The 18,971-nt window shown below is 35.1% G+C and carries 13 protein-coding genes; 6 read left to right on the top strand and 7 right to left on the bottom strand.

All coding sequences use genetic code 11. The features are described from left to right. The first annotated feature begins 203 nt into the window (after positions 1 to 203). The 4 genes from ACFOWA_RS09810 to ACFOWA_RS09795 all read left to right on the top strand — a co-directional run bounded on the left by ACFOWA_RS09810 (position 204) and on the right by ACFOWA_RS09795 (position 6,095). Positions 204 to 2,450 carry a sodium-translocating pyrophosphatase gene (locus tag ACFOWA_RS09810; protein ID WP_378984614.1) on the top strand — a complete coding sequence of 749 codons (2,247 nt, stop codon included), beginning with the start codon at positions 204 to 206 and terminating at the stop codon, positions 2,448 to 2,450. A gap of 114 nt (positions 2,451 to 2,564) precedes the next feature. Then, the gene (locus tag ACFOWA_RS09805; protein ID WP_378984612.1) at positions 2,565 to 4,040 is read left to right on the top strand and encodes an amino acid permease; all 1,476 of its coding nucleotides are present in this window, start codon (positions 2,565 to 2,567) and stop codon (positions 4,038 to 4,040) included. A gap of 84 nt (positions 4,041 to 4,124) precedes the next feature. Then, a complete protein-coding gene (locus ACFOWA_RS09800) occupies positions 4,125 to 5,456 on the top strand; it encodes a porin (RefSeq protein WP_378984610.1) in 1,332 nt (443 codons plus the stop codon). 72 nt (positions 5,457 to 5,528) lie between these two features. Then, positions 5,529 to 6,095 (top strand): MarC family protein, encoded by a 567-nt coding sequence (locus ACFOWA_RS09795; RefSeq protein WP_378984686.1) that lies wholly within the window; start codon positions 5,529 to 5,531, stop codon positions 6,093 to 6,095. Between the two features lie 264 nt (positions 6,096 to 6,359). Here ACFOWA_RS09795 and ACFOWA_RS09790 read toward each other — a convergent pair whose 3' ends face one another. The 5 genes from ACFOWA_RS09790 to ACFOWA_RS09770 form a co-directional block, all read right to left on the bottom strand. Further along, on the bottom strand, positions 6,360 to 7,529 hold the full coding sequence (locus tag ACFOWA_RS09790) for an RsmB/NOP family class I SAM-dependent RNA methyltransferase (protein WP_378984608.1): 1,170 nt from the start codon (positions 7,527 to 7,529) through the stop codon (positions 6,360 to 6,362). A gap of 18 nt (positions 7,530 to 7,547) precedes the next feature. Continuing rightward, positions 7,548 to 8,765, bottom strand: a complete 1,218-nt coding sequence (locus ACFOWA_RS09785) for an ABC transporter substrate-binding protein (protein ID WP_378984606.1) — start codon at positions 8,763 to 8,765, stop codon at positions 7,548 to 7,550. A gap of 85 nt (positions 8,766 to 8,850) precedes the next feature. Then, positions 8,851 to 10,383 carry a glutamine-hydrolyzing GMP synthase gene (gene guaA, locus ACFOWA_RS09780; RefSeq protein WP_378984604.1) on the bottom strand — a complete coding sequence of 511 codons (1,533 nt, stop codon included), beginning with the start codon at positions 10,381 to 10,383 and terminating at the stop codon, positions 8,851 to 8,853. Between the two features lie 62 nt (positions 10,384 to 10,445). Then, the gene (locus ACFOWA_RS09775) at positions 10,446 to 10,904 is read right to left on the bottom strand and encodes a deoxycytidylate deaminase (RefSeq protein ID WP_378984602.1); all 459 of its coding nucleotides are present in this window, start codon (positions 10,902 to 10,904) and stop codon (positions 10,446 to 10,448) included. Between the two features lie 61 nt (positions 10,905 to 10,965). Then, on the bottom strand, positions 10,966 to 12,573 hold the full coding sequence (locus ACFOWA_RS09770; protein ID WP_378984600.1) for an MFS transporter: 1,608 nt from the start codon (positions 12,571 to 12,573) through the stop codon (positions 10,966 to 10,968). 151 nt (positions 12,574 to 12,724) lie between these two features. Here ACFOWA_RS09770 and ACFOWA_RS09765 point away from each other — a divergent pair, with 151 nt between their 5' ends. After that, positions 12,725 to 13,351 (top strand): LysE family translocator, encoded by a 627-nt coding sequence (locus tag ACFOWA_RS09765; protein WP_378984598.1) that lies wholly within the window; start codon positions 12,725 to 12,727, stop codon positions 13,349 to 13,351. On the opposite strand, the gene ACFOWA_RS09760 is transcribed toward ACFOWA_RS09765, so the two are convergent. Further along, the gene (locus tag ACFOWA_RS09760) at positions 13,352 to 13,906 is read right to left on the bottom strand and encodes a hypothetical protein (RefSeq protein ID WP_378984595.1); all 555 of its coding nucleotides are present in this window, start codon (positions 13,904 to 13,906) and stop codon (positions 13,352 to 13,354) included. It abuts the gene before it with no gap. 147 nt (positions 13,907 to 14,053) lie between these two features. Then, positions 14,054 to 15,955, bottom strand: a complete 1,902-nt coding sequence (locus ACFOWA_RS09755) for an amidophosphoribosyltransferase (protein WP_378984593.1) — start codon at positions 15,953 to 15,955, stop codon at positions 14,054 to 14,056. Positions 15,956 to 16,185: 230 nt separating this feature from the next. On the opposite strand from ACFOWA_RS09755, the gene ACFOWA_RS09750 reads away from it, so the two are divergent. Then, positions 16,186 to 18,963, top strand: coding sequence for a TonB-dependent receptor (locus tag ACFOWA_RS09750; RefSeq protein WP_378984590.1), 2,778 nt, complete (start codon positions 16,186 to 16,188; stop codon positions 18,961 to 18,963). The last annotated feature ends 8 nt before the right edge of the window (positions 18,964 to 18,971 follow it).

The raw sequence follows: 18,971 nt of genomic DNA, 5'->3' as shown, positions 1-18,971 counted from the left end.
TATTATTTTAATTGAAGAACAAAGTTTTATGCTCCATAACTATTTTTTTAAAAAGCTAATGAACAGTAGAATAATATTTTATTATATTGCTAACCTAATAACCAAAATTACAATTCAATATTCTTGAACTTAAGTATTAACCACACTTAAAAAAGATATGAGCAAAGAATATTGAATCAAACAAATCAAACCAAATATCAACTATGGATTTTTTACAAGACAATTTAATTTATTTTATTCCGGCTTTAGGCCTTGTCGGGATTATTGTGATGATGATTAAAAGCGCCTGGGTTAGCAAACAGGATGCTGGTGATAAGAACATGCAAGAACTTGCAGGTTACATCGCCGATGGCGCAATGGCATTTTTGAAAGCCGAATGGCGAGTTTTGAGCATTTTTGCTGTATTCACAGCCGCCCTACTAGCCTATTCAGGAACGATTACAGAAATTAATGGTGTGCCTATGCACTCCAGTTGGATAATTTCAATATCATTTATTATTGGTGCTGTATTTTCCGCAACTGCAGGTTATATAGGTATGAGCGCCGCAACTAAAGCAAATGTTAGAACCACTCAGGCTGCTAGAACGAGCTTAAAACAGGCACTAAAAGTTTCCTTTACTGGTGGTACGGTTATGGGTCTAGGCGTTGCCGGACTAGCAATCTTAGGTTTAGGCGGACTATTTATCGTTTTTTTACAAATATTTCATGTTACAAATGTAGATAGCACCGAGATGAGAACGGCTATTGAAGTTTTAACAGGCTTTTCTTTAGGTGCAGAATCTATTGCCTTATTTGCCCGTGTTGGTGGCGGTATTTACACAAAAGCTGCCGATGTTGGCGCCGATTTGGTTGGAAAAGTTGAAGCTGGTATTCCTGAAGATGACGTTAGAAACCCAGCAACAATTGCAGATAATGTAGGCGATAATGTTGGTGATGTTGCAGGCATGGGTGCCGATTTATTTGGCTCATACGTTGCAACCATTTTAGCCACAATGGTTTTAGGACAAGAAATAACAGTTGTAGATAAATTTGGCGGCATGTCCCCTATCCTATTGCCAATGGTAATATGTGGCTTAGGGATAATATTTTCAATCATCGGTACATGGTTTGTAACCATAAAAGATGAAAAATCGAGTGTACAAAATGCTTTAAATCTAGGCAATTGGTCATCAATTCTAATCACCGCAGTAGCATCATATTTTATTGTAAAATGGATGCTGCCAGAAACATTAAACCTTCGTGGTTATGAATTCTCGAGCATCAATGTGTTTTATGCCATAATTGTTGGCTTAGTTGTAGGTACAATAATGAGTATCGTTACAGAATACTTTACGGCAATGGGCAAAGGTCCGGTTAATTCTATTATACAACAATCTTCTACCGGGCATGCTACCAATATTATTGCGGGTTTATCTGTAGGAATGAAATCTACAGTTATACCAATTTTAGTTTTAGCGGGTGGTATAATGGCTTCTTATCATTTTGCCGGATTATATGGTGTAGCAATTGCTGCAGCCGGGATGATGGCCACAACGGCAATGCAATTGGCTATCGATGCTTTTGGTCCAATTGCTGATAATGCAGGAGGAATAGCAGAAATGAGCCAGTTACCGCCAGAAGTTCGTGAACGTACTGATAATTTGGATGCTGTAGGAAATACCACAGCTGCAACGGGTAAAGGATTCGCAATTGCATCAGCTGCATTAACATCTCTGGCTTTATTTGCTGCTTTTGTTGGCATTGCAGGCATAACAGCAATCGATATTTATAAAGCACCTGTTTTAGCAGGCTTATTTGTAGGCGGCATGATACCTTTTATTTTTTCAGCACTATGCATACAAGCGGTTGGTAAGGCAGCAATGGATATGGTACAAGAAGTTCGCAGGCAGTTTAGAGAAATTCCTGGAATCATGACTTACGAAGCGAAACCAGAATATGAAAAATGTGTTGCGATTTCTACCAAAGCATCGATACGAGAAATGATGATGCCCGGAGCGATTGCCTTGATAACACCTATCATAATTGGGTTTACCTTTGGACCAGAAGTTTTAGGTGGTTTATTAGCTGGAGTTACCGTTACAGGAGTACTTATGGGAATTTTTCAAAGTAATGCTGGTGGTGCATGGGATAATGCTAAAAAATCTTTCGAACAAGGTGTGATGATTAATGGTGAAATGTTTTATAAAAAATCTGAACCACATAAAGCTTCTGTAACTGGTGATACCGTTGGAGACCCTTTTAAAGATACATCCGGGCCATCGATGAACATTTTAATTAAATTAATGTCGATTGTCTCTTTAGTTATTGCTCCGTACATAGCAGTTAAGGCTGTTGCCGGCGAACGTAAGCAAGAAGTTCGTAAGGAAATTAGAATTGAGCAAAAAAGGGATAGTTTAGGCAACGTTATAACCGATACTTTAATTAATAAGACGGATACATTAACACCATAGTTGTAAAAACTAAGATATAATAACATTAAAAGGGATTTTTAACCAAAATCCCTTTTATTTTTCCGTAATTTTTAATTACGTTTGGCACTGATTAATCTAAACAAAAACTATAATATGGGTTTATTTACTAAAAAACCAATGCATCTATTGCTCGAAGAAGCGGGCGATTCAGGCAAAGGCTTAAAGCGTACACTTAGTGCAGGTGCATTAGTTGCATTAGGTGTAGGAGCAATTATTGGAGCTGGACTTTTTGTTCGAACTGCAGCAGCAGCAGCTCAAAACGCTGGACCATCAGTTACAATTGGATTTATAATAGCTGCAATAGGCTGTGCACTAGCCGGTTTATGTTATGCAGAATTATCATCATCTATTCCAATTTCTGGTAGTGCATATACTTATACGTATGCAACCATGGGCGAATTAATGGCTTGGGTAATTGGTTGGGATTTAGTACTTGAATATGCAGTTGGTGCTGCAACTGTTGGTATTGCCTGGAGCGAATACCTTAACAAACTTTTAGTAGAAGTATTGCATGTGTCACCCATACCTTACGAATGGTGTCACTCTCCTTTTCAATCTCATCCAGATGGAACTGTTAATGGAATAATGAACTTACCAGCATTATTTATTGTTGGTGTATTAAGTTTACTTTTAATTAAAGGAACATCAGAATCTGCTTTTGTAAATGGTGTAATCGTAATTACCAAGGTTGCAATTGTAATTCTAATTATTATTTTAGGATGGAGCTTTATTAACGAAGCAAATCATCATCCATACATTCCTGAACCTACAACTTATGTAGACCATGCTGGAATTAGTCACAGCTTCGGTGGTTTCTGGGGGGTAGTTGGAGCCGCTGGAACGGTATTCTTTGCGTTTATTGGTTTTGATGCAGTAAGTACCGCAGCTCAGGAAACAAAAAACCCTAAAACTGCAATGCCTATCGGTATTTTAGGCTCATTAGCAGTTTGTACTATTCTATATATTTTATTTGCACATGTTCTTACAGGTATCGCTCCAGTAGAATTCTTCAGAACTAAGGGTGGTGAAGCATCTGTAGTTGCTGCCATAAGCGAGTATATGACTGGTTATAGCTGGTTGGCTAAATTGGTAACCGTGGCAATTTTAGCAGGTTTCTCTTCAGTAATTTTAGTGATGTTATTAGGTCAAAGCCGTGTTTTTTACTCAATGAGTAAAGATGGTTTATTACCAAAAATGTTTAGTGAATTACACCCTAAATTTAAAACACCTTATAAAGCAAACCTGGTAATTTTAGTTATTGTTGGTTTATTTGCAGCCTTTATACCAGGAGATGTTGTTGGTGATATGACGAGCATTGGAACATTATTTGCTTTTATGCTGGTTTGTGTTGCGGTTATTATTTTAAGAAAAACCGATCCAGATTTGCCTCGCCAATTCAGAACACCATGGGTACCATTAATTCCTATTTTAGGTGTTGCAGCCTGCGGATTGATGATTTTAGGCTTAGGATGGACTAACTGGTTAAGGTTATTTGGTTGGTTAGCATTAGGCTTTATCATCTATTTTGGATACAGCAAAAAGCATTCTCATTTAAAAGATTCGAAATAATTTTCGAAATAATTTTAAAGCCCCGACATAAAATCGGGGCTTTTTTATGCGTAATAAATTAACTTTGCGCAAATTTAATTGTCAATGACCCTTTCTTTACCAACTATTAAACGAAGTTACATCCTAGCTATTTGTGTGTTATTGCTTAGTTCAAACAAGGTTTTAGCCCAACGAACTATAAATGATGTGATGGATTCTACAATCGTGAATCATCTTTTAATTATTTCTAAAAAATATGGTTCATTATCATTTAGCGGATACTTACAACCACAATTTCAGGCTGCTCAAACCAATGGAACGCAAGCTGAATATCAAGGTGGTAATTTTGGTGAGTTTACAAATAATCGTTTCAGATTAAGACGAGGACGATTAAGAGCCGATTATATGCTTTTAACTGATGATGGCGCACCATCAACTTATTTTGTATTACAATTCGATGGAACGGAGCAGGGCGTTGCTGTTAGAGATTTTTGGGGAAGATATTATGAAAATGAATGGAAAATTTTAGCGGTTACGTTAGGCTTATCCGGCCGACCATTTGGAAACGAGTTACAGCTATCATCATCTGTTAGAGAAGCGCCTGAACGTGGCAGAATGTCGCAAATTTTAATGAAAACAGAACGCGATTTAGGTGTAACCTTTACCTTAAACCCGAGATGGAAAGATGCGAAATTAAAAAATGTGTCTCTAGATTTTGGAATTTATAATGGCCAAGGATTAGCAGGGCCAGGAGAATTCGACAACAGCAAAGATTTTATTTTAAGGTTAAGCCACAAAACTTATAAGTTTCAAAAATTCTCTATTGCAGGTGGAATTAGTACTTTACAGGGAGGTTTAAACCATCGTTTACCTGTAAGCTATAAAATGGAAAAGAATAATAACTCATGGTACATGGCAAAAGATTCGTCGGCAAGCAAAATTAATAAAGTTGCACCAAGAAGATATTATGGCGCAGATATTCAATTGGCAACCAACACAGAAAGCTGGAAATCAGAATTTAGGGCAGAAGTAATATCGGGTTTACAAACCGGAACATCCACAACATCTACAACGCCGGGCTCCTATCCTGTAGATGATAATTCGATAGCATTGCCATATTACACCAGACCTTTTAATGGAGCATATTTTACATTTGTACAAACTTTGAACAGTACGAGTAACCAGTTAATTTTCAAGTATGATTGGTACGACCCAAATTCGAAAGTCAAAGGACAAGCTATTTCAACAAATGCCGGCTTATCCCCTGCTGACATAAGATTTCATACTTTTGGTTTTGGTTTTCTACATCACTTTAATATGCATTTTAAGGCAGTTTTATATTATGATGTTATCAAAAACGAATCTACTCAAATGACGGATTATACAAGGGATAGAAAAGATAATGTACTAACCTTGAGAACACAATTCTACTTTTAATAATGGGCTGATGCAGATTTAATTCAATTTGCACTACCTTTGTTAAAATTTACGCTTATGAAATTCGATTTTATGACATTTAACCTTAGTGAGATTCTATCTACCACGATGGTTCTATTTGCTATCATTGATATCTTAGGCGCCATTCCGGTTGTTATAGAATTGCGCAGAAAAGCAGGTCATATCGAATCAGGAAAAGCTTCCTTAGTTGCAGCTGGATTAATGATTTTATTCCTTTTTTTAGGCGAATCATTGTTAAAAGTTATTGGATTAGATGTAGAATCTTTCGCGATTGCAGGCTCTTTCGTAATATTTTTTATTGCCATGGAAATGGTTTTAGGTTTAACTATTTTTAAAGAAGAAGCGCCGGAAACTGTATCAATCGTTCCTTTAGCATTTCCATTAATTGCAGGTGCCGGAACAATGACAACCTTACTTTCATTAAAAACAGAATACCACACACAAAATATCCTCGTGGGTATTTTATTAAATATACTATTTGTGTACTTCGTGTTAAAAAACACCAATAGGCTCGAAAAACTTTTTGGAAAATCTGGTCTGAATATCCTTCGTAAAGCATTTGGAGTAATACTTTTGGCAATTGCCATTAAATTATTCAGAAACAATACAGGACTTTAGTAAAATAAACAAAGAGGCAATCTAGTTTAACTCCCTCTTACATCGTTACATTTTTCATTCATTGAATTAGTTATCCGTAACAATTTTCGTTATATTTATCTAAACAATAAAGCAAACATGAACAGCTTTGAACAATACACCCTTCTAATCGGGGCAATTGCTGTTTTAATAGAAGCGGCAAAATATCTTAAGAAGAATTTAAAGGAATGGTTTGAGCATATTTAAACCAGATGCATTCTAACCACTTCTGTAGCAAAAAATCCTTTAATCTTGGGTCTTTTTGATTAACCTCGCTACAAACATGGTATCCGCATTGTTCTCATAACCTTTTATTAACTCCATAGATTCTAAAGTTAAAGGTAATGTTTCGGTGATGTGTTTGATAACTTCTTCATTTTCTGCAGAAAAAGCAGAGCAAGTGATGTAAATTAATGGTTTCCCAGGTTTTAAATACTTAACTACATTTTGTACAATTGCTTTTTGTATTGTTGCAAATTGACTAATTTTTCTTTCTTCAAAAAATGTTAACATTTCAGCTGTTCTTCCCCACGTTCCAGAACCTGTGCAAGGTGCATCTAATATAATCCCATCAAATGCATAGTGATGTAAAATTTGTTCGTTATTTTTTAGTAAATCGAGTTCCTTTTTATGGTATTTTCTAATACCTGCATGTTTAAAACGTTCATCTAAATTTAGCAAAATACTTTCACGTAAATCCGTTACCAATAATTCTATAACTGGCTCTAAACTATGCAGCAATAAGGTTTTTCCTCCAGAGGCGGCGCAACAATCCCACCATTTATCATATTTACTCGGCTTAAAATAACTTCCTGTATGTTGCGATGATAAATCTTGAACTTGATAAGACCCTTCTTCTAAAATGTTTTCTAGTTTTGTACCATTAGGTAAGGATAAAGCTGTTTCAGAAACTTGCTCTACTATAATATCTTCGTTTTGCAGCTTAGTTACAATGGAAGAAACATTTTCGGCAGATACCCTAATAAATAAATTTGGCTGACTGAAGAATGATTTAAAAAAGGCTTGTTTATCTACATCTGGCGATAGAAATGAATGGTATGGATAAACATCTTCTAAATTAAAATCGGGGTATTGCGATATAACCAATTGCAATTTCTCTTCAAAAGGAAAGTGAATGTTATCTGCAAAATCTTGTAAATTCTTTTCTACAATTAAGCTTAGCGTATCATGAGCAAGAAAATCAGCAATACTTAAACGTTCTTCATTACTGAGTTGGGGTAACGCTTTTCCTAATCTAAAAAAACTATATAAATGCCGTGTTACCCACCTCCTGTCCGATGAGCCCATTTGCTTATTTTGCTTAAAATATGTTGGCAAAAATCTATGTAAAGGCAGATTTCCATCGTAGCTTTTTAAAACCTGTTCAAATGCTCTTATTTGATGTTCAACTCTCATTTAGTTAAATTATAAATTTTACTCAATAACATTTAAAGCAAAATTTCGATACTGTAAAAGCATTAAACTCGTATTTATGTAACCCAATTGCTCATCATACATAAATGTAAAAGAATTATGAAGCCCCTTATACCTCTCTTTGGTGAGGTAGCTTAAATAATCCTCTCCATAGGTGGCTAGAAGTTTAGCAAAATAATAGCCTTCATCAAAACCTTTAAAGGCATATTCGCCAGGTTCAAAGCCATATTTTTTCCTATATTTTTTTATAAAATTGATAACATTAATGCTTTTGTAATCAACTTTATAAGAAGAAGTTATTACCGTATTTAATGCCTGTAATTTATCAGTAGGATAATTTTGTTTAGACCAGGTTGGATGCCCAAATAAACTTATTGAATAACCACCTGTGGCCAAATTTTTAAGCTTAAACAATTTATCTATTGTCGGCACTACAAAAGCTCTATCTGATGATGTTACAACGACAACATATTGCTTCCCCTTAATCATTTTTGTTTCAAAAGTGAAGGCCGACGCATACTCCTGCACAACAAATTTATTTGAGCTTTTTGATAGAAAATAGTTTCTTAACGGCGAAGCAAGCTGCTCATCATCTGTTTTTTTCGGATTAATAATTACAATGATTGTATTTGAAGGAGTAAAATTTTTATCAATATAAGAAGCTATTTTTTTTGCATGTAAATCAATGTTACTTACAATAGAAATAAGATTAGGGTTGTTAAAATCTGATGGTCGAGATGCTGCTAATGGCGAAACAACTGGTACATTATTCAGTTTTGAATAGTTTGTAATGTATTTAATGCCATTTGGAAATACCGGACCAACAACTAAATTGCTTTTTCTAAAACTGTCATTGTTGTAAATATCCCCAATACGCGAATTTTCATCCTGCGTATCAAAAACATTAAGTTTAAAATTTAAACCAGAAGCAGCAACAGAATCTAAACCGAGTTTAAATCCCTGGTAAAAATCTATCGGCATGGCATATTTTTCAACATCTGCCTTGCTCATAAATTTTAAGTTTGCTTCATTAAGTTTAAAAGGAACTAAAAGCGAAATATTTGCCTGAGAAAACCGCTTAACAGCCTTTTTCTCTATTGGCTTTTCTTTTACTTCTGGCTTAGGAGTTGGCTTATTCGTTGTTACAATTTTAGGCGAACAGGCCACCAAAAACAAACTAAAATAAATTAAAATCCAATATTCCTTCTTTGTAATCATGTTGTTGTTTTTAACCAAAAATGCTGGCAAAAGTTTTTTCACCAGCATAAATTGTGTAGGATAAATAAAAATAGTTAGTGTGATATTATTCCCACTCTATAGTTGCAGGTGGTTTCGAACTAATATCATAAACTACCCTGTTTATACCTTTAACTTTATTTATTATTTCGTTTGATATTTTTGCTAAAACTGGATAAGGTAAATGGCACCAATCGGCAGTCATTCCATCTACTGATTCTACTGCTCGCAAGCAAATTACATTTTCGTAAGTACGTTCATCACCCATAACACCAACGGATTGAACTGGCAGAAATATTGCTCCGGCTTGCCAAACTTTATCGTATAAACCTGCTGATTTTAATTCGTTGATGTAAATAGAATCTGCATGTTGTAAAATTTCTACTTTCTCTGCAGTAACATCTCCCAAAATACGAATTGCCAAACCTGGTCCAGGAAAGGGATGGCGACCTAAAATAACATCGTCAATACCTAAAGCTTTACCCACTCTCCTCACCTCATCTTTAAACAGCGTTTTCAATGGTTCAACAACTTTTAATTTCATAAAATCTGGTAAACCGCCAACATTATGATGCGATTTTATGGTTGCTGAAGGACCATTTACCGAAACAGATTCGATAACATCTGGGTAAATTGTTCCTTGACCTAACCAATTTACACCTGTAACTTCATGGGCAGCATCATCAAATACTTCGATAAAAACGCGACCAATTGCTTTTCTTTTCAGTTCTGGGTCTTTTAAGCCGGCAAGTTGACTTAAAAAACGATCTTTAGCATCAATCCCTTTAATGTTTAAGCCCATGTGCTTGTATTGCTCCAATACTTGTTCGTATTCATCTTTACGTAAAAGTCCGTTATCAACAAAAATACAATGCAAATTTGCGCCGATAGCTTTATGCAATAAAACCGCAGCCACACTACTATCTACACCACCCGATAAACCTAAAACAACTTTATCACCGCCAAGGGTTTCTTTCAGTTCGGCAATTGTAGTATCAATAAAAGCTGCAGAAGTCCAATCTTGACTGCAACCGCAAATATCTACCAAAAAATTATGTAATAGTAATTTACCATCTGTACTGTGCGTTACTTCCGGATGGAATTGAATGGCATAGGTATCAGAATTACTGATATGGTATGCAGCAACTTTTACGCTTTCTGTACTTGCAATTAATTCTGCGCCTTCAGGCATTTGGGTTATGGTATCGCCATGGCTCATCCACACCTGAGAATCAATATTTATACCTTTAAATAATTTATTTTCCTGATTTACAAAATTAAGGTTTGCACGGCCATATTCGCGAGTAGAAGAAGCCTGAACTTCACCACCTGATTTTTGAGCGATGTATTGAGCACCGTAACAAACAGCTAATAAAGGAAGTTTTAAGTGATAGTTGGTTAAATCTACCTGAGGAGCATCATCCTGACGAACAGAATACGGACTACCAGAAAAGATTACTCCCTTTACATCACTCGTATTTATATCGGGAAGATTATTGAATGGATATATTTCACAGTAAATATTTAGTTCGCGAACCCTACGGGCTATTAGTTGAGTAAATTGCGAACCAAAATCGACGATAATGATTTTTTCTTGCATCCGCAAAGATAGATAAAGAAAGGGAATTGTTAAATTGTTTTATTGGTAAATTCTATCAAGCTTTAAGATTCCATCAACTTAACTTCCACACCAAATTTTCTTAAAAAATCTACACCTTCATCATTTGGTAAACCTTTGTAGACCGCGTAAGATTTTGAATAATAAACTAGTTTAATTCCCGATGAGAGTATTAACCTAGCACATGCAATACAAGGTGATAATGTGGTGTATAAGGTGCATCCTTCTATTTTTGAGCCATTTTTTGATGCATAAAGTATGGCATTTTCTTCTGCATGGAGCGCTAAAGAGCAACTTCCTTTACTATCGCGGGCACAGCCTGTATCCGGCCATTCTTCATCACAATTATGGGTTCCAGCTGGAGGACCATTATAACCAATTGATATGATTCGGGTATCTTTAGTTAAGACGGCACCAACATGTGCTCGCACACAATGAGAACGTGTGGCCAATTCTGTAGCCAAATTCATGAAAATGCTATCGAAGCTCGGTTTATCAGTCATTTATTAATTAAAAAAGCCACAGAAAATAATTTCTGTGGCGTTAAAATAAGTTTGTTAAAATTTAGTGTCCGCCTTCTGCGGCGATACTTTCTACATCAATACCTTGTTTTTTCAATTCACCACTAACTTTCCAAGCGAAGAAAATTAAGTAAGCGAAACCAATCACAGGAATAATATAAGAATTGTGGATTCCTGCACTATCTGCAAGTTCACCTTGAATTGGAGGAATAATTGAACCACCTAAAATCATCATAATTAAAAATGATGAACCTTGAGCAGTATATTTCCCTAAACCCGTAATGGCTAAAGAGAATATAGAAGGCCACATAATTGAACAACATAAACCACCACTTACAAAAGCAAAAATGGCAACATGACCAGTTGTAAACAACCCAATGGTAATTGCTATTGCACCTAAAGTGCCAAAAATTGCTAGCGTTTTAGCAGGCTTTTCTTGTCCGATGAAAACGGCGACAACCATTATTGCAATACAAACTGCATAAACATATAGGTTACCAACATCAGTACCGGTTGCATGGTTAACAATTAAAATAATACCGAAAGCAACGAAAGGAACAATAACCGTTAATACATTTTTAGTCATTTTAGTAAGGTTGAAAGCACTTACCGCTCCAGCCCAACGTCCAATCATCATACTACCCCAATATAAAGAGATATAAGGCTTAATTTCAGCGTCTGCCAAACCACCAAAATCAGGAAGTTTTAACAGCGCACCTAAATTACTTTGAATGGTAACTTCAGTACCTACGTACATAAAGATAGCCAACATACCTAAAACCAATTGAGGATATTGCATAGCACCCCAACTAGAAGAATTTTCTTTTTTAGCTAAATAGCCATAAAGCAATGCACCCAAAATAATAGCGAACGATGAATAAACAAATATAGAACTGCTAATTCCGGTTAAATTAGCTAGCGGACTAGCAGCTGCAACCATTAAAAATCCGATTATCATTACCACTAACGGACCAGTAGGTTTACTACTTGCTTCTATTTTTTCTGTGCTTGTTACATCTGGTAGTTTTGATACGGCAAAGAATATAGCAACCGCTACAAACAAGCCAGCAAGAATATAATATAGATTATTGATAGATGAAATTTCTACCACTTTCGCTACAGCATCGTTAGCGGTTCCGAAAAGTACAACACTTACAATTACCGGACCCATTAAACCGCCAAAGTTATTAATACCACCGGCTAAGTTTAATCGATGTGCGCCACTTTCAGGCTCACCCAATGCAACAACAAATGGATTTGCAGCTGTTTGTTGTAACGAGAAACCCAACGCAATAACAAAAAACGCAAATAAGATGAATAGAAACGAACCTGATTGAACAGCAGGAATCATTAATAAAGCACCCGCAGCTGAAATGATTAAACCAACGATGATACCCTTTTTGTATCCGATTTTATTTAGAATATCAACCTTTGTAGCCTGCGAAGCAAAATACAATATTAAAGAACCGATAAAGTATCCTCCATAAAAGGTAAAATCGATTAGTTGAGATTCAAATTGGGTTAATTTGAAGTGTGTTTTACAAAAGGGAATGAAGATACCGTTTGAAGCGGCAACGAACCCCCAAAAAAAGAATACAGTTATAATCGTGTATAGCGCTGTACCATAATTTTTTGTTGTTTCTTTTGACATTTTATATATGTTATGCTTTTAGTTTTATTGGGGCTAAACTTAAATAAAATAAAATTAAAAACATCAAAATTATGCAACCTATGCAACAAAAATAAAGTTGATATGTTTAGCTTTAAATTGCATATTCGCATATTCATAAATAACACAATGCATGTTTGAAGCCATATTGTTAGGTATTGGGGCAGGGATTATTTCATCGTTTTTAACAGGGCCGGTATTCTTTGCAATGATAAAAACCAGTATAGAGAAAGGCTTTAAAGCTGGCTTTTCTTTAGCAGTAGGTGTAATTATTAGTGATGTTATTCTAATTGCTTTAGTGCTTTTTGGTAGTCAGTTCTTCGATTACAAAGCAGATTTCGACAAATATGTGGGCGTAATTGGGGGTATATTCTTACTCGCTGTTGGAATATATTATCTCGTTTCTAAAATAACTGTTAATTATGATAGCTCTACCCTACAAAAAGTAAGTAAAAGAGGTTATGTTATTAAAGGATTTTTAATGTGCATCCTCACCCCATCAACATTAATGTTTTGGATAATTGTAAGTGGAATAATTTCCGTTAAGCTTAATAATATGCTTAACGAAAAATTAGTCTGTTTTTTTATTGCTATGGCCACCCAATTGGCTATTGATGGTGGTAAAAGTTTCTATTCTAGTAAGTTACGCTATAAAATTAAAGAAGATTCATTAAGAAAATTAAATAAGATTGCAGGTGTTGTAATTATCATTTTTGCCATCTGGCTAATTGTAAAAACCTACTTTAAATTTTATGCCTAGTTATTTTACAACCTGATCTAAATCGTAAATATCTACATAATCTAAAACCTTGCCGCCAGAACAGTTTTCCATATTTTGTAACCTATAGTAATTTCTTTCGCCCTTTTTAGCAAAAATTTGTGTTCCTGTTTTTTCACACGGTTTACCACCATTGTTATCTTTAATATAGGTAATAATTGTTCCCTCAAAAGAAAGTTGATTGGCATCTAACCTTTTGATTTTTCCATCTAATCTTAAAAATTCGTTATTGGTATTGGTTTGTTCTCCTTTAATTGAAAACCAGCCATCACTTTGCTTGGTAAGCTGAGCCGAACCTTGCTTGTCGAAACTTATCCACTGCAAGGAAATTGGGATAGTTTTAATTACATCAATTTTAAACTTAGGGATTTTGTTTTTGATATCATCCTTTACACGTTTAAGGCTATCACCAACTTGGTCAACTTTTGCTACTAAACTATCGCTCGTATCATCAATTACAGAATCGACCTTTTTTTGGCTATTTTCTGAACATCCAAACCCTAAACAAATTACTAGTGCTATTAAAATCTTTTTCATATTCTTAAATTTTATGATTTCATTAACGTTTAGCCAAGCAAATGGTTTTCAAAGTGTTCTGAAAAATGATTGAAAGCTTTAAAATATTTAGACAAAAAAATAGCCTACATAAAATGCAGGCTATAATTAATAGTATACGATATTGAATTAATATGCTCTTTGATTATTTCCTTCTTTCCAGTTAACAAAAGCTTTATTTACAACTTTATTACCGCCTGGCGTAGGGTAATTTCCTGAGAAATACCAGTCGCCTTTGTTTTTAGGACAAGCACTATGTAAATTTTCTAAACTTTGGTAAATAACTTCAACTGATGCAACTGTTCCTTTTGGTGTAATAATTTGAGCAATCTTTGCAGAAATTTCTTCAGGAGTAAATGGTTTGTAAATCTCTTTTACATGATTTACAATTTGCTCTTTAGGTAAAAACAGCGAAGCCTTACATTTAGAATACACATCTTCAATAACCTGCCACATTCCTCTCTCGGTTAGCAGTTGTATTGCTGCATCAAAGGCTACAAATTGCCCCATCCTACTCATATCAATACCATAACAATCTGGATATCTGATTTGCGGTGCTGAAGAAACAATAATGATTTTTTTAGGATGCAATCGATCTACAATCTTAATAATACTTTGTTTAAGTGTTGTACCGCGAACGATCGAATCATCTAAAGCAACCAATGTATCCTGATGGTTTTTTATAATGCCATAAGTTGTATCATAAACATGCGCCACCATTTCACCACGATCTGCATCCTGGGTAATAAAAGTACGAAGCTTTACATCCTTAACAGCAAGTTTTTCAACTCTTGGTGTCATCGATAGCAGTTCATCAAGCTCGCCATCACTTAACTGTTCCCTTTTATTTAACAATACATCTTTTTGATGGTTGCGAACATATTGATTTACGCCATCAACCATACCGAAAAATGCCACTTCTGCCGTATTCGGAATAAAAGAAAATACCGTGTTTTTTAAATCATAATCAACAGCTTTAAGCACCTGGTTACAAAGTAAGCGCCCCAATTGCTTGCGTTCCTGGTAAATTTCCACATCACTTCCTTTTGAGAAATAAATGCGTTCAAAAGAACAAGAAAGTCTTTCGGTTGGTTCACGAAATTGTTCCATGCTAACCTCACCATTTTTCTTGATGATTAAAGCATGACCAGGATCTATCTCTTTAACATCTTTAAATTGAATGTTAAAAGCGGTTTGTAATGCCGGGCGCTCTGATGCAGCCACAACAATTTCATCATCGTAATAATAATAAGCCGGGCGAATTCCTGCCGGATCTCTCATGATGAATGAATCTCCATTACCAACCATACCACAAATAGAATAACCACCATCCCAGGTTTTAGCCGAGCGACGTAGAATATTTGCAATATTTAAATTTTCAGCTATTTTCTGAGTTATGGCAACGTTATCGTGTCCTTCTTTTTTATACTCATCAAAAAGCTCCTGATTTTCATCATCTAAAAAGTGACCAATTTTTTCTAGCACCGTAACGGTATCAGCTTTTTCTTTTGGATGCTGACCCAATTCGTACAACTGTTCTAGAAGTTCATCAACATTTGTCATGTTGAAATTACCTGCAATAACAAGATTACGAGTCATCCAGTTATTTTGCCTTAAAAAAGGATGGCAATTTTCGATGCTGTTTTTACCATGTGTACCATAACGCAAATGGCCCATTAACACCTCGCCGATAAAGCTTACGTTGTTTTTGAGCCACTCCGTATCCTGCATTAATTCAGGTGTGTTTTCTTGTATATCTACAAATTTGTTTTGAACATATTCGAAGATATCTGCTACCGCATTGGATGCCATGCTTCGATAGCGGCTAATATACCTGCTGCCAGGTTTCATATCCAATTTAATGGTTGCAATACCGGCGCCATCCTGACCTCGGTTATGCTGCTTTTCCATTAAAAGGTATAATTTATTAAGGCCGTAAAGTGCTGTCCCGTACTTTTGCTGGTAGTAAGAAAGTGGTTTTAACAGGCGAATAAAAGCGATTCCGCATTCGTGTTTTATCTGATCACTCATTGTGTGGGTTTGAAGCCGCAAAGTTATCCTTTTAAACAATTACAACCTAAACAAAAATGCTTTCTTTTCTAATGATGAGGTTAAACTGACAGAGAAAGTTTGAATGTCTATCAATCTGATTTCGTGTCTAAACAAATTGTAAAACCATTTATTATTTATAATTATTCTAAATAATTTTGAAAATTAAATTGAATATTACACCTTTGGCGATTAATAAGAATCAATCTAAATTGAATAAATTATATACATCAATATTTTTCGTTTTGTTGAGCTTGGCAAGCATTGCACAAGTAAAGAATGAAATTACCGGGCGAATTGTAGATCCGCAAAACAATCCTTTGGAACTTGTAAATATTAAAGTTGTTGAAACCAATCAATATGCCATTACGGATAAGAATGGGGTATTTAGGATTAATGGCTCGGAAAGCAATAACAAACTTTCTTTCGAATTCTCATACATTGGTTTTCAAAAATTAAGTTTAACGGTTACGGTTAAGGCTGGTGAAAACAATTTAGGAAACATTAGCCTTAAAGTGCTTGATTTAAGTTTAGAAAACATTGAAATTAATGCCAAAAGAAACTATTCAGGTTCTACCAACTCATCGTTAATCATTACCAGAGATTTAATAGAACAGATACCGGCGTTAAGTGTAAACGATTTACTAAACCAAATTCCGAATAGGAAAATTCAGCCGCCATCGATGCAAAGCGTTCAAAATTTAACCTTAAGATCAACATTTGCACCAACAACCAGCGGCAGAAGTAACTTCAAGTTAAATAACTCTTTTGGCGTGGCAATTATTTTAGATGGTAACCCTATCAGTAATAATGCAAATATGCAAAGTCGAAATGTGGGAATGAGTGGTATGGGAAGTTCTGTAATTACTTCAGGTGCAAGTTATGGTTTAAGAGGCAGTGGAAATACAACTTACAGTGGCGATTATGCTTTTGGTGGAACAGATTTAAGACAAATACCTGCTGACAACATAGAAAGCATTGAAATCATTTCTGGCGTTGCCCCTGTAAAATATGGAGATTTAACTGATGGTGCAGTAGTTATAGAACGCCAGGCAGGTGTATCCTCCACAAACATACGAATGCAATTAAGAGATAATGCCACATCATACAGTGCAAGTAAGGGATTAAAATTAAGTGATAAACTCGGAGCACTTAATTTAGGTGTAAATTATGTTAACTCTTTTGCAGACAATCGCGATAAATTGAAAGAATATAGAAGGATTAACGCAAATGCAATGTGGACCAATAGTTATGGCAAGAACAAAGAGCTTAAAAACGCATTCAGTTTCGATTATGGCAAAAACCTCGACGGAATTAAACAAGACCCTGATGATCCTAAAAGTACCAAAACAAGGTTTGATAGTTGGAATTTAAGTGTAAGCAATCGAACTAGTTATCGATTTAGCAATAAGTTTTTTAAAAGTATTGGTTTGAACTTAAATTATGCTGAGGGACATCAGGTAACTTATGATGAGCAGCTAGTAAACGAAGCTTACGTTTTATATTCTGATGCGGTACAGACCGGAATCACTCAAGGAAAATATGATTCGGGTGTTTACACTGCAATTTCGCAAATTGATGGTAGACCTATAAACTTTTCTGCCCGAATGGATTTAAATACAGAGTTTAACACTGGTAACCTAACCCATTATTTATCATTTGGCGGAAACTACAATTACAGCGCAAACAAAGGTTTAGGCCAGGTCGTAGATCCAAATGCTCCAAGAAGTGGCGTTAGGGTAACATCAACTACATTTTCATCTAAAAATTCTGAACGGTATTACGATTTTAATCTCGCAAATGCAATTCAAGATGTTGGTTTTTATACTGAAGATATGTTTAAGGCTAGAGTTTTCAACCGTGATTTAAATGTAAGGGCAGGTTTAAGGCTTGATATTCAAAACGGATATGCCTCTTTTGCTCCAAGAACAAATATCAATTATGAGTTAAATAAAAACGTAAAAATTGGATTGGCTTATGGACTTGCATTCAAATCTCCAGGTTTGGCACAAAGGTATCCTGGACCAACATTTAGAGAGATTCCGTTACTAAATGCATATAATGGAAATGTAAATGAAAGCATCTATTTGCTATATGTAAATCGGTACGAACCTAACAATGAGAATCTTAAAGCTTCAAAAAGCGAAACCATCGAATTTACTACTCAAATAAAATTAAAGGATTTTAACCTTTCACTTTCCGCGTATAACAAAACCAACAGCAATGGTATAAGTACAGTTCACGATTATCAAGCATTAACCTTACCTACTTATGCGGCCACATTAACACCTGGGCAGGCAGCTACCTATACTCAAACTGGCACAAGAACCTATTCATTAGATTATTTTAGGTTTGATAATGATTTAAGATCAGAAAATCAAGGTTTTGAAGTGGTTCTAAGCACTCCAGAAATTAAAGAAATTGCCACTTCATTTAACATCAGTGGTGGGTTTTCAAGAACTGCATATAAATCTACTTATCCAACTTATACAAATGCTGTTACATCTCAAACAACCAGCACCAATCCAAAATATGCAGTTACTGGTGTTTACGAGCCAAATAATAGAAGAGCTTATTTTAGCACAAGTAGAATTACTGCATCTACACACATTCCTAAAATAAGTTTAATTGTTCAGCTTACCGCCGAATTTGATTTGTTTAATAAAACGATTGAGGCAGCAAATCAAAACGTACCAATTGCTTACTATACACTTGATAATAGTTATGTGGTGATAAATAATTTTGATAGAAACGATCCCTTAAATGGTCATTTATATCGTACGCCTGATGAATTTAGCGCAAATAATTTGCCTAAAATTATACCAAACTACCATTTAAGTATTGCAAAAGAAATCAAAAAACGATTTAGGTTTTCTTTTAATGTTTATAACGTATTTAATTATCAACCTTATTACACCAGTTCTACAGGAACCTTGGTATTTCCTAATAACACTCCCACCTTTGGGGCAGAAATGTCTTTAAAACTTTAACTATTTAG

Source organism: Pedobacter lithocola (assembly GCF_042650845.1).
Lineage (GTDB): Bacteria > Bacteroidota > Bacteroidia > Sphingobacteriales > Sphingobacteriaceae > Pedobacter > Pedobacter lithocola.
This window is presented reverse-complemented; position numbering and strand designations above follow the sequence as displayed.